12 protein-coding genes are annotated in these 13,037 nt (G+C 44.6%); 10 read left to right on the forward strand and 2 right to left on the reverse strand.

Annotated elements, in window-relative coordinates:
* Positions 1 to 115: 115 nt before the first annotated feature.
* Positions 116 to 1,186: a GGDEF domain-containing protein gene (locus ABRS97_RS02925; protein ID WP_367811410.1), complete on the reverse strand. Its 1,071-nt coding sequence runs from the start codon at positions 1,184 to 1,186 to the stop codon at positions 116 to 118.
* A gap of 184 nt (positions 1,187 to 1,370) precedes the next feature.
* Between ABRS97_RS02925 and ABRS97_RS02930 the strand changes: the two genes are divergently transcribed.
* From ABRS97_RS02930 to ABRS97_RS02955, 6 genes are all read left to right on the forward strand, one after another.
* Positions 1,371 to 2,330, forward strand: coding sequence for a putative sporulation protein YtxC (locus ABRS97_RS02930; protein ID WP_367811411.1), 960 nt, complete (start codon positions 1,371 to 1,373; stop codon positions 2,328 to 2,330).
* A gap of 347 nt (positions 2,331 to 2,677) precedes the next feature.
* A complete protein-coding gene (gene thrS, locus ABRS97_RS02935; protein ID WP_367811412.1) occupies positions 2,678 to 4,612 on the forward strand; it encodes a threonine--tRNA ligase in 1,935 nt (644 codons plus the stop codon).
* 178 nt (positions 4,613 to 4,790) lie between these two features.
* The gene (locus tag ABRS97_RS02940; RefSeq protein WP_367811413.1) at positions 4,791 to 5,558 is read left to right on the forward strand and encodes a 3D domain-containing protein; all 768 of its coding nucleotides are present in this window, start codon (positions 4,791 to 4,793) and stop codon (positions 5,556 to 5,558) included.
* A 77-nt stretch (positions 5,559 to 5,635) separates the two neighbouring features.
* A complete protein-coding gene (locus ABRS97_RS02945) occupies positions 5,636 to 5,761 on the forward strand; it encodes a hypothetical protein (RefSeq protein WP_367811414.1) in 126 nt (41 codons plus the stop codon).
* Positions 5,762 to 5,901: 140 nt separating this feature from the next.
* On the forward strand, positions 5,902 to 7,428 hold the full coding sequence (locus ABRS97_RS02950; RefSeq protein ID WP_367811920.1) for a methyl-accepting chemotaxis protein: 1,527 nt from the start codon (positions 5,902 to 5,904) through the stop codon (positions 7,426 to 7,428).
* Positions 7,429 to 7,506: 78 nt separating this feature from the next.
* On the forward strand, positions 7,507 to 7,884 hold the full coding sequence (locus ABRS97_RS02955; RefSeq protein ID WP_367811415.1) for a hypothetical protein: 378 nt from the start codon (positions 7,507 to 7,509) through the stop codon (positions 7,882 to 7,884).
* 58 nt (positions 7,885 to 7,942) lie between these two features.
* On the opposite strand, the gene ABRS97_RS02960 is transcribed toward ABRS97_RS02955, so the two are convergent.
* On the reverse strand, positions 7,943 to 9,232 hold the full coding sequence (locus ABRS97_RS02960; RefSeq protein WP_367811416.1) for an ammonium transporter: 1,290 nt from the start codon (positions 9,230 to 9,232) through the stop codon (positions 7,943 to 7,945).
* 287 nt (positions 9,233 to 9,519) lie between these two features.
* Between ABRS97_RS02960 and liaF the strand changes: the two genes are divergently transcribed.
* The 4 genes from liaF to ABRS97_RS02980 all read left to right on the forward strand — a co-directional run bounded on the left by liaF (position 9,520) and on the right by ABRS97_RS02980 (position 12,853).
* Positions 9,520 to 10,635 carry a cell wall-active antibiotics response protein LiaF gene (gene liaF, locus ABRS97_RS02965; RefSeq protein WP_367811417.1) on the forward strand — a complete coding sequence of 372 codons (1,116 nt, stop codon included), beginning with the start codon at positions 9,520 to 9,522 and terminating at the stop codon, positions 10,633 to 10,635.
* A 9-nt stretch (positions 10,636 to 10,644) separates the two neighbouring features.
* The gene (locus tag ABRS97_RS02970) at positions 10,645 to 11,709 is read left to right on the forward strand and encodes a HAMP domain-containing sensor histidine kinase (protein ID WP_367811418.1); all 1,065 of its coding nucleotides are present in this window, start codon (positions 10,645 to 10,647) and stop codon (positions 11,707 to 11,709) included.
* Complete coding sequence (locus ABRS97_RS02975; RefSeq protein ID WP_367811419.1) at positions 11,702 to 12,352, forward strand: response regulator; 651 nt, start codon at positions 11,702 to 11,704, stop codon at positions 12,350 to 12,352. The genes ABRS97_RS02970 and ABRS97_RS02975 overlap by 8 nt, the downstream gene beginning before the upstream one ends.
* 87 nt (positions 12,353 to 12,439) lie before the next feature.
* Positions 12,440 to 12,853, forward strand: a complete 414-nt coding sequence (locus ABRS97_RS02980; protein ID WP_367811420.1) for a YugN family protein — start codon at positions 12,440 to 12,442, stop codon at positions 12,851 to 12,853.
* Positions 12,854 to 13,037 lie beyond the last annotated feature (184 nt).

A 13,037-nucleotide genomic window follows, 5' to 3' on the forward strand; every position in this document is an offset into this window, starting at 1 on the left:
GTACAGCCTCCTCCATTTTCTTGAAGGACTGTACCTTTTTCGTATGAAAGGACTTTTTCAGTGGCCTCGATGAATTCAGGAGCCATCTTATTGCTGCATAAGCACTGAGTGATTTTTAATTTGCTTCTTCCAGGGGGAGCGTCTGAATGACGGTCTTATTCTTGCCTGTTTTCTTTGCCGTGTACAGCGATTGATCGGCCCCAGCGAAGAGCATTTCCTTGCCGCTGCCCTTAAGGTACTCGCATAGTCCGATGGAGATGGTTACGATTTGACCGCTAAGCTCTTCATATTTGGTTTGTGAAATATGCCAACGGATGCGCTCCAAAATCTCAAAAACCTCTGCAGTATGTTTCTCTGTGAAAATAACAGCAAATTCCTCACCGCCGTATCTGGCGGCAAAATCATTAAGCCCCACTCGTTCCTTCAAGGTTGCGCTGACCCTTCTCAGCACAGCATCTCCAGCCCGATGTCCGTAAGTGTCATTCACTTTTTTGAAGTTATCAATGTCAAGAATGGCTAGATGAATATTCAGCTGCCCGGTTTCGCTCTGCTCAATCAATTTTTCGAGGTATTCGTGAAAAGTGATGTGGTTATAGAGGCCAGTTAATGCATCCGTTTTGGACAATTTATCCATAATAATATTTTTAATCATTAATTCCTGTTTAAGTTCGGTCGTCGTTTGCAGATTGGTTAGGATGTCTACACCGCGTTTTGTAATGCCAAAAGCGATGAATGAGGCAATTCCCAAGATTGGGATCGCAGTTATTAGATCGGAGATGGTAAATAGAACCGTTAGTGAAAGTAGAGACAATGCAGCAGCGTATAAAAACTTAGCTCGTTGAAAATAAAAGATGGACACTAGGATAGGGAGTAACAAATGTACAGGGGCCATTTTAACATTGTAATTAAAGTAAATAATGGTAAACGAGAGCAAGGCGCCACCGCTTATGATGAAATAATCCAGTCCTTGTTGAACATACTTATACGCAATTTCCAGTAAGAACATAACAGCGACCATGATCAAACATGGGTTCAAAATGTGATTGATGATGAAATTGGATTCGATCTGGCCTGAAAGCAGATAAAAGCATTGAACTGGAATTTGGATAAAAACAAGTCCCCAATACAGATGGAGCAGCTTGCGGTTCCAGATCTGTTTATCTTGATTATAGGCATTGATTGGCATGTATACTCACTCCAGAGAATATCCTACTAAAGCACTAGCGTGTTTATATCATACCATGAACAACTTCCTAAATGGAATAACTTTCCGTGAAAATTCGACATAAGTTTGCAAAAGTAAATGGCAAATTGTTCGTTGTATATCTGATTCCGATCGACCATATACTCTTAAGAGGATGCACCTACAGATGGAAAGGAGTGAGACCATGGAATTGTTTGCGATTGTTGTGATGAATGTCGAAGAGCCATATGTTCGTACGCTAAGCGCTCAGATCGAGAGTGAGCTGCGGCTTTTACATAACGAAGAGGACGAATTATCTGTTCACTATGAGTTGCATGGAAATTACGCGCAGATTCGTGGTGAAACGAATGTCCAAGGTAAGGAAGCACTAATTTTGCAAAAAGAAGTCAAGAAGGGACTAGCTGGCGTGATTGCGGATCACATTATGGAAGAGAAAGAGCCGCTAATTCTTCGTCAACTTATCATCAAAGAGTTTAAGTATGAAGCGATGGAGGATCTGGCGCTTATTGAAGGATACTGCGGGCAATTTATGTATGGGGAAACGGATACGGATGAGACATCGCTTTCCAATGCCGTTGCTGGGAAACTTCGCAGGAGGCATTTGCTCAAGCAGCAGTTCATGCAATATTTTGAGGAGCAGTCTGATCTTGTTTTGGAAGGCTTTCTCAAATTTCGTTCACATGATTATATGGAGGAGCTTCGGGAAGTCGTTGAATATGCCGTCGATGAATTTGTAATGGATCGGCAATATCAGGAATTCATTTCGCTTCTTCAATACTTTGTATATATCCAAGAGGCCAAAATTCCTGTTGCGCACTTAATCCATAAAGGAGGCCATGAGTTTGTCATTTTGAATGACAAATTAGAGCTGATTGATGCAAATGAATTTGATGCAACCTTTAAACTCGAAGTTTTGGAAAAAGATATTAATTTTGAGGATATGATCGTGAGTACGCTGATTACGGTATCACCGGCCAACATTTATATTCACACTAGAGATCCGGACGTAACCGTTATTAAAACGATTATGCAAATATTTGAGGATAGGACGACAGTATGCTCCTATTGCCGTACGTGCCACGCATATTTGGGCGAGGGCAAGAAGCAGGATCAACTATCCCCTTGACCTTGTCAGACGAGAGAATTATAATAATGAACGAAGGCGTTATGTGCAAAGATATGAATGATCTGCAAGAGCTGTTCAGAGAGAGGAGACTTGGCTGTAATCTCCTTCAGCGAATCGGTTGTTTACCCCTTTGTAGCCGTGTTGTGGAATATGGCTCGTTTCGAGTTATTAGTAAACAGCACCGGAATCATTCCCGTTATCGAATGCTGATGAGGATTCGTCTGGTCCATTATGGATTTGGCTGCGAATCGAACTAGGGTGGAACCACGAGCTGAGCGCACTCGTCCCTTATGGGATGAAGTGTGCTTTTTTGCGTTCAATTGATCAGATTTGAGGAGGATAACAACATGGTCGTACAAGTGAAATTACCAGATGGAGCTACTAGAGAGTATGCGGTTGGAACAACAATTGAGCAGGTGGCTGAATCCATTTCTTCCGGTTTGAAGAAAAATGCGATCGGCGGCAAAGTGAATGGAAAATCAGTAGATTTAACTTTTGCTTTGGAACAGGATGCTGACGTTGAAATTTTGACTGTGGATAGCGAAGCTGGGCTTGAAATATACCGTCATAGCACAGCGCATCTAATGGCACAGGCTATTAAACGCATTTACGGCGAAAAAGCAGTGAAACTGGGTATCGGTCCTGTTATTGAAGATGGTTTTTATTATGACATCGATTTGGAAACTCCGCTGAATCCCGAGGACTTGGTGAAAATTGAGAAGGAAATGGAACGTATCTCCGGGGAAAATCTGGCGATCACTCGCCGCGTAGTTTCTCGTGAAGAAGCGATTCGCATATTTACTGAGCTGGAAGATCCATTCAAGCTGGAATTGATTCGGGATTTGCCCGAGGATTCAGTGTTAACCATCTATGACCAGGGCGAATTCTTTGATCTCTGCCGGGGTCCGCATTTGCCATCCACTGGCCGCATTAAAGCATTCAAATTGCTGAGCGTAGCGGGGGCATATTGGCGCGGAGATGCAAAAAATAAAATGCTGCAGCGCATTTATGGGACTGCTTTTCCGAAGAAAGCTCAGCTGGATGAGCATTTGCACCTCTTGGAAGAAGCGAAGAAACGCGACCATCGCAAGCTAGGCAGAGAGTTGAAAATGTTCGCTTTTTCCCGTGAAGTCGGACAAGGGCTGCCGCTTTGGCTGCCGAATGGCGCCAAATTGCGTCGCACCATGGAACGCTATATCGTCGATTTGGAAGAGCGTCTTGGTTACCAGCACGTATACACACCAGTGCTTGCTAATGTTGAGCTGTACAAAACTTCCGGTCACTGGGAGCACTATAGTGAGGATATGTTCCCGAAAATGACAATGGACAACGAAGAGCTCGTCTTGCGTCCGATGAATTGCCCTCACCACATGATGGTGTACAAGAGCGATATGCGCAGCTACCGCGATCTGCCTATCCGGATTGCTGAGCTTGGAACGATGCACCGTTATGAGATGTCAGGCGCCTTGACCGGTCTGCACCGTGTACGCGCTATGACACTGAATGATGCACACATCTTCTGCCGCATGGATCAAATTAAGGAAGAATTTTCTCGCGTGGTGAACTTGATTCGCCAGGTATATGATGATTTCGGGATCACTGACTATCGATTCCGTCTTTCCTACCGCGATCCTAAGGACACAGAGAAATACTTCCAGGACGACGAAATGTGGGAAACTTCCCAACGTATGCTTCGCGAAGTTGTTGAAGAGTTGGGCTTGCCGTTCTTCGAAGCTGAGGGTGAAGCGGCTTTCTACGGACCTAAGCTTGATGTCCAAATCAAAACAGCGCTGAAGAAAGAAGAGACGCTTTCGACTGCGCAACTCGATTTCTTATTGCCGGAGCGCTTCCAGCTTGAATATACAGGCGAAGACGGTCAAAAGCATCGTCCAGTCGTTATTCACCGTGGTATCATTTCTACAATGGAGCGTATGACTGCATTCCTGCTTGAAAACTTTGCTGGAGCGCTGCCAACTTGGTTGATGCCGATTCAGGCTAAAGTGATTCCGGTTTCGCCAGCTTTCGAAGCATTCTCGAACCAAGTTACAGAGCGCTTGCTGGCTGCGGGCATCCGTGTAGAGGCGGATAATCGCAACGAGAAGCTTGGATACAAGATTCGCGAAGCCCAGCTTGAGAAAATACCTTACATGCTCGTCGTAGGCGAGAATGAAGTGAATAATAACAGTCTGTCTATCCGCAAGCGCGGCCAAGGGGACTTAGGAACCCATCCTATCGAGCAAGTGATCCAGATGATTAACGAAGAAATTCGCAATAAACAATAGTCTTTTATTCATTCAAGCAGAGGGCGAAAGCTTCTCTGCTTTTTCTTTTTCCAAACGGACCATTTGGATGCATAAGTCAGCATAAACAGGAAACCTTATACAGTGGGTCTGCAACCGAACGTATAAACGTGGGTGGAATTGGACAACCTGCTATAGTAGGGGAGGTATCAAAAAAATTATGTTGACCGAATTATTTAGCCAGTCCAAATGGTTCAGTTTGTTGGTGGTTGTTAACGTTCTACTCTCGTTTTTCGGACAAGATGAAGTTAAAGTAACTGAGCCTCAGCAGCAAGTTGTTGCAGTTGATGCTGCAAAACAAACAACTGGTGCTAATGAGTCGTCAGAGAGCTTGACTGGTCCCATGGCGAACAATGAAGGGATTCACAACAGTGCAAGCAACAACGTGGCAGAAACCGTCACCCATATACAAGCACCTCAAGAAATGGAACCATCCGTGCAAACGGAGCCTACTTCACTTCCTGTCGTACAGGAACAGCAGCAACAGCTTAATTACCGATATGTACCGAAGCTGGACTCTGATTTGACCAAACTCAAAGCTGTAGAAGTAGTCGCGACAGGTTATTTTGCAGGTAAGGAATCCACAGGCAAGAATCCTGATCATCCCGAATATGGGATTACGTACTCAGGCGTTAAAGTTAAACGCGATGACAAATCCTTATCTACGATTGCTGCTGACCCGACCGTATTTCCACTTGGAACCGTTTTGTTTATTCCTGGTTATGGCTACGGCGTTGTCGCTGACACGGGCAGTGCCATTAAAGGGAAAAAGATTGATCTTTATTTTGACACGAAGGATCAGGTTTACAAAGAATGGGGCAAAAAGACGGTTAAAGTATTCATTGTGAAAAAAGGGACCGGCAAGGTTACAGAGCTGATTTGGAATCAGCTGAAGGATGAAATTATTTCACCGACACAAGCACTTTAAGGATGAGAAGAAATCAAAAATTTTCAACATAATTTCTCCTGTTTGGGTAATCCTATAAGTACAGGAGGTGATTGAACATGGCAAAGAACAAAAGCAACAATAAACAAACACAACAGGATGTAGAATTTGCTTCAGAAACAGCGGTACCTAACAAGCAGCAGCAAGCTAATAACCAAAATCAACAAAACCAACAAAATCAATAAGAATGACCCAAAGCACATAATAGAAGGGGAGGCCTTTATAGGTCTCTCCTTTTTAATGTTCTTTTCAATGTCATCATTTTTCGCTATAATGTAACAAAATATAACATTTGGCTACATGGTGAGGAGTGTGCTCGTTGGAAATGCGCATAGACACGAAACGAATGACTTGGTTCTACGGCATTATTCTTGCAGGTATTATTGTAAGTATAGCGGCGGTTTGGGTGCCCTCGACATGGTTCACGGTTGCCGCGTTGGCTCTTTTTTTGTTTATGGGTGTTTATGCATGGTTTAGGACCAAAGACAGGGACAGGTCGATTTCCGTGTTTAGCGACGGTAACCAGCAAGCGCAGATGCTTACGTTCATTCAGGAGTCGCAGGTCGTGGCGGATCGTTTGGCTGGCGCGGTTGAAGAGGTGAATCGCTCCATTGGCCAATTAACTCAAATTGCCGATGCCTCGATTCAGGGTGAAGAGGATTTGAAAGCTCGCAGCAATCAGGCCGTGGATCAGTTGCAGGAGGCTTTCGCCTCCATCCAGCAGGTAGCTGCGGCCGCAGAGCAAATATTAGACGCTTCTGTACATATGCACCGGGAGAGCGAACAAACGAAAGATACAGTCGTCGATGTATCCCGTTCCTTGAATGCGACGGATGAAGTGATGAATGAATTGCATATCAATAACGATAAGATGCAAAAGAAGATTCAAGATTTGACCCTCCATACTTCGAAAATTGAAGAGATCAATGTTTTTATCGCACAAGTCGTTTCACAAACCTCGCTGCTTGCGTTGAATGCGTCCATTGAGGCGGCAAGGGCAGGTGAGCACGGTCGTGGATTCTCGGTTGTAGCCCAGGAGATTAAGAAGCTAGCCGCGCAAAGTCATGAGGCGGTCACCAGATCATCGGAGATTCTAACCTCGATTGAAAGCGGCGTTTCTCAAGTCGTGACCGCGGTTGCTGAAGAGAAAGAGGCGGTAGCTCACGGCATAACTGAAATGAAAGTGATGAAAGATAAAGTCGACACGATCTTTTCTCTTATCCTTCATGTGAACAATCTTGTTGCGAGCACGGCGAGTTCAACGAAAACGCAGTCTTCACTCGTCGCAGGCGCAACGGCTTCGCTCGGTCAAGTTGTCGATTTGATGAATGAGACGATGGCGAGCGTTGAGCACACACTGGAGCAGATGAAGAAACAACGCAGAGAAGTGACGATGCTGCAGAACACGAATCGAAATCTGGATCGTTCCTCTACGGAGTTAATCAAAGCTATTCAAGAGGTTAGTTTGCAAAAGCAAGAGAATACAGTTAACATTAACACCCAGGAAATGAAGCAATTGTTGAGTGGACTTGTTCTTAAACCTGACATCACTTCCTTGGATGAGGATCATCATAGCTCACATCTAAGTACTGTTCTGCAGAAGACGGAAGGTATTGAAGCGATTTGGTCTAATCGGGCAGACGGCACTTTCATCTTCTCGCTTCCTGAAGCGGGGCTGGTCAATGCGAAAGGACGAGAGTGGTGGAAAAGAGCGATGAACGGGGAACTGTTCGTTTCGCAGGAATACGTGTCATCTATTACGAAAAAGCCTTGTATCACCTTGTCTAAAGCAGTTTTGGATGAAAAAGGAATCCCTGTTGGCGTTGTAGGAATCGATTTAATGCTAAAATAATAGTTCTCAAAACTGTTGTCTTAGTGTAAAATAAGATTACTGTAATGAATGTTAACATGTGGAGATAGGTGAATTATCATGTTGAATGTTTTTCGAACGGATGGGAAAGTTCAAGGTTCGCCGAGAAGGGCTGCTGAAGTTTATCCTTTCTTGGAAGCTTATATTGCTCGTAAGGAACAGCAAGCTGCTGAGATCGAGGAAGTCGTTGAGCGCTACGAAAGGAAACGAATGAAGGAAGAGCGCGCTTATCAGTCGATGTCATCCCTGCGCCGCATGTTCTCCGGAAAGAAACCTGACCACCATCTGGCTGTAGAGTACATTCACTATGTAAAAAAGCCGATGGAGCAGGTAAGGAAGCTACGTGCTGATATTCAGCAAGCTCGAACGATTATGAATGACTCCAAGCCGAATGATGTAATCTCGATCCCTGAAGAAATAGAACAGGACTTTTCTTAAAATAACTAAGAACGCCCCTCTTCCGATATGGAAGGGGGGCGTTGTTTTGAGAAGCCTTTCACTTGCGGCTTTTCAGTTGGCCTAAATCGATAAATCCTTCTTCCTGGCTGTAAGCAGGAACGCCATGGATGCCAACGTCAAGCCCGACAAGCTCTTCGTCTCTACTTACACGCAACGGTACAATGAGATTGATTAATTTTAGGAATCCCCATGTTAAGATAAAACCCCACACACAAACGATTACGAGGCCTAATGCCTGCACGCCGAGAAGTTCAAAACCGCCTCCGTAAAATAATCCGCTTGTTCCTTCTTTGATGGCATTAGGCTGCGCAAACAAACCTACTGCAAGCGTGCCGATACTGCCGCTAATGCCGTGAACGGGAAAGGCGCCGACAGGGTCGTCAATACCTTTGGCCTCAAGGATCTCCGTCGCAAAGACCATGGCTATGCCGCATACCGCGCCGATGATAATTGCAGCGACATCGCTGACAAAAGCGCAGCCCGCTGTGATGCCGACGAGTCCCGCAAGAGCGCCGTTGATGACCATTGGCGGATCTGATTTGCGGTAGCGCATCATCGTAAACAAGATGCAGGTCGCACTGCCGGAAGCAGCAGCCAGCATCGTAGTTACAGCGATGTGACCGATGGAAGTATTCGTTGCGCTAAGCGTGCTGCCAGAATTGAAACCGAACCAGCCGAACCAGAGGATAAAAGCGCCTACCGAAGCGAGAGGCAGATTGGAAGGCGGTACGATGTTGGCGGAACCATCGGAGGAAAATTTGCCGATGCGCGGACCGATCATCATTGCCGCTGCTAAAGCCGAGAAACCACCGAGTGCATGAATGACAGCAGAGCCCGCAAAATCAATCATACCTAATTGGCCAAGCCAGCCATTCACAGCCCAAACCCAATGCCCTGCAATTGGGTAGATAATGCCTGTCATAGCAATTGTATATAAAATATAAGCGCGGAAATTAATGCGTTCTGCGACTGCACCAGAAACAATAGAGATAACGGCGATAACGAACGCGCATTGGAACAACCAATAGGTTTCATGTGAGATAGTTAAATGAATATGCGTTAAATCTCCTCCCATGAAAAACCCTGTTGTCCCGATTAACCCTCCTGCGTCTTTTCCGTACATCAAAGCAAAACCGACGAAATAGAAAATGAGAGCGCCAAAAGTGATATCGACAAAAACTTTCATAATGATGCTTACTGCATTTTTTTGTCTGACAAAGCCTGCTTCCAGTAGGGCGAAACCGCCTTCCATAAGCAAAATCATCGCTGCAGTCAAGACAACCCATATGGTATCTAAGCCACTGGATAGCTGTTGAATTGCATCCATTCGTATTCTCTCCCCTAAGGTTTAAGCCGTATATAACGGGACTTATTTGCACCAATTATACGGTTCTGATGACAAGCATGTCAACGGATAACGTAAGATTACATGACATTTTAAGCCGATTGTTCGAATATTGAAAATGTCATGTCAGGTATTCTTGAAAGCGAAACTCGATCATCTCCGTCTAGAGGCTGAGGCCAGCTTCAATCTCACGTCTCTTTTCAATCTTGTCTTCATCTTATAGACTATAAGTATCTTAACAAACATGTAGACAAATGGAGGAAGCAAGTATGAATCCGCATATCTTTCAACGAATAATTTGGGGGCTTGTCCTCGTGACAGTTGGCGTTTTTTTTCTGCTTGATCAAACGGGGCTTATTGAATTCGATATTGGTTATATGTTCTCAACTTATTGGCCCGCTATTCTAATTATATACGGATTAATAAGTTTTGTTAGCATGGGTAAGCATGGCTGGGGAGGCTCGGTTTGGGGATTGCTGCTGTGCGCTGTTGGCACGATTTTTCTTTTGAAAAATTTGAATCTTACTCAGCTATCTATCGGAGAGATGTTTCAATATTTGGGACCGGTGGCTTTAATCTTATTTGGACTTAGTGTCATTTTCAAGCCAAGGAGAAAAGAGACCAAGAATTGGGATGCTTATAAAGAAACAAGAGATCAAATGAAATATCAAGTGAAAGAGGCAAAGTATCAAGCAAGAGCTGCCCGACATGAAGCAAGAAGCGAACGCAAAGGTAAATATAGAAATTCATGGGATCATCAAAGCTGGGGGGAGAAGGCGACAACAGAGGTGCGTAAGGATATTCCCAATGAGCCAAAGCGCGAATTGAGCGAGGAAGAGAAAGCGGTTCTTAAAGATATTCATGGCGAATTTGCGGAAAAATTGCATAACGGTGCGGAGTGGGAATCGATAGACCATCGCACAGAAAAAGCGGAAACTCCGCGCACTCCCCCACATGGAAATCAGCATCGGTATGATGATTTTGTCAGGAATTATGACTCTGGCAATGTGCTGCATAGACATGGCTTTATTGGAGATGTTCACCTTGGGCAAGAACCTTGGGAATTGAAACCTGTTCAAATTTCTCATTTTATCGGCGATTCCGTCATCGATCTTACTCGTGCTTCTATTCCTTTGGGAGAAACGCCTATTCATGTGACAGCCTTTATCGGAGATGTGAAAATCTTCATTCCTAATGATATTGATGTCGAGGTGCGTGTGATAGCGAGCTCTTTTATTGGAGACATGAAGGTGCTGGACCGCAGAGAGAGCGGATTACTTCGCAGCTTGAGGACTCAATCCTCTCACTATGAGGAGGCAGATCGCAAACTGATTGTTACAACAAGCATGTTTATTGGTGACATTACGGTGAAAAGAATAGGATGATGCACGGGTATGTACAAATTGCGAATGTATAATATGAAGTGGCAATTGCTGAATTATTTTCTCATCTCCAGTTTGATTACGGCCTCCAGTGTATATATCGTTCTTGAATATTTTAAAGAAGAACTGAGTACTTGGGGATTCAGAGTGTGGTTTGTCATCGCAATTCTTCTCATATGTGTCTCTGTAGGTTATGTAGCAACCAGAAGATGGCAGCGTAAAGTGGACCAACTTCATTTGGCGATGCTTGAAATATCAAAAGGAAATTTCTCAAGCCGAATTGAGATGGAACCAGTCGAGCCTTTTTTATATTTGTATGAAGCATTTAACACGATGGCTTCAGCTGTGGAAGAGCGGGTGCAACTTCTGCAAAAGTTCGGCGAGGCGGAAGCCATTCGCGATCAGGAGCTTACAGAGGATGCAGTTATGGAGGAAAGAAGGCGTTTGGCTCGAGATTTGCATGATACGGTTAGCCAGGAGCTGTTCGCTATTCATATGTCTGCCTCCTCCTTGCCAAAAATTTTGGAGAGAAATCCGGATGCTGCGTCCGGTGTTATGAATCAGTTAATTCAGATGTCCCACCATGCGCAGAAACAAATGCGCGGCTTAATCTCACAGCTTAGACCTATCGAATTGAATGAGATGAGCTTACAAGAAGCTCTGGAGAAGTGGTTTCCGGAATATTGCCGAACCCATGAGCTCCAAGGCCAGCTTGATGTTGTGATTAGCGGGACCATATCAGAAGCCATTGAGCATCAGTTTTTCCTTATTATTCAAGAGGGACTTGCGAATGTAGTCAAACATGCATCAGCAACGGGGGTTAAACTCGCAATTCAGGAGCGGGAGCATCAATATGTACTGCAACTGCAGGATAATGGGCAAGGATTTGAACGAAGTGATATTCCATCGGCTTCCCATGGTCTTTCGACGATGAGAGAGCGAGCGCAGAAGCTAGGAGGAGAAGTGGAAATAGACAGTAAACTCGGCTCAGGAACGAGGGTGCGGGTCAGAATTCCGCGTTTTTCCGGACAAACAAGCGAGCCTACACGGGCTAAGGGGGAAGATTTGAATGAGTAGCCATATCAAGGTGATGATTGTAGATGATCACGACATGGTGCGTGTTGGACTAAGGACGTACATATCATTGGAACCGGGGCTTGAGGTAATCGGCGAAGCTAGTCACGGACAGGAAGCTCTGGATAAATTGAGTCAGGAGTTTTCCAGTTCGCTGCCGGATATCATTCTCATGGATTTAACGATGCCGGTTATGGATGGCATCGCAGCAACGAAGCAGATTAACTTGAAGTACCCGCAAATTAAAATCATTATGCTGACCAGTTTTTTGGAAGAGGCTAAGGTGGTTGAAGCCGTAGAATCGGGCGCCATTAGCTATATGCTTAAAACGGTATCGTCCGATCAACTCATTCATGCGATCCAAAGCGCTTACCGCGGTATGCCTGTCATGAACTCTGAGGTTTCATTAGCCCTCACCAGAGGGATTCGTCAGCGTAATGCCCAACCGGAAGAGGAAGGATTAACGACACGCGAAAAGGAAGTTCTCCTGCTTATTGCGGAAGGGAAGAGTAATAAAGACATTTCGGAAGAGCTATTTATTAGTATCAAAACAGTCAAGACACATGTTAGCAATTTGCTGATGAAGTGCGAGCTGGAAGACCGCACACAATTAGCTATCTTTGCGCATCGCAAAGGCTGGGCCTAATTCTAGGGAATGTCTGCACATAAAAACTACATTTTGACACATTCTATGCGTAAGCAATAAGACAACGAACGCAAAAGGAGTGTCGGAATGAAAGCATTATCTTCATCGCTTACGCAGGTGCAGGAGTCCTTTGACAGTGTGCGTGATCATCTGCGTGAATTTGAGTTTGCCCTGGGAGGAAACTGGGATTATGATCATGGCTATTTCGATCGGTTCTTAGATGAAGCGCATAAGGTATGGCTGAGAATCCCTTTTCAAGTGGTAACGGGAAGAATAGACGGGGATACGGAAGCGACAGATGCGATTGTTGAGATGGGAACTCCCTTTGTATTGAAACATGTGTACAATGAAGGGCTTGATCATCATGCAGAAGCGGAAACGTATGGGGCTCTCATTGATCAATTTCAAACACCGCTAGACGCTGACGCTGAAATTGAAGATAAATGGGTTAATGAAGCGACTGGACTGCTGAAAAGAGTCGAAAAAGCTTGGATCCAATGAAGTATGTGCCAAATAAAATACTAAAATTTGCTCAATAGAGCGCTTTTTTACCTCCATTTTATCGTTTTTTAATATTCGTTTAAGGTTGTGGGTGCATGATAAAGCCATAGACAGCAAGACCTACTGCTTCAAAGAGAACGACCCTGCATGCACTTATAACTTTATCGAAAATGTGGAGGTAAAA

It is taken from the genome of Paenibacillus tabacirhizosphaerae, assembly GCF_040812395.1.
Classification (GTDB): domain Bacteria; phylum Bacillota; class Bacilli; order Paenibacillales; family NBRC-103111; genus Paenibacillus_E.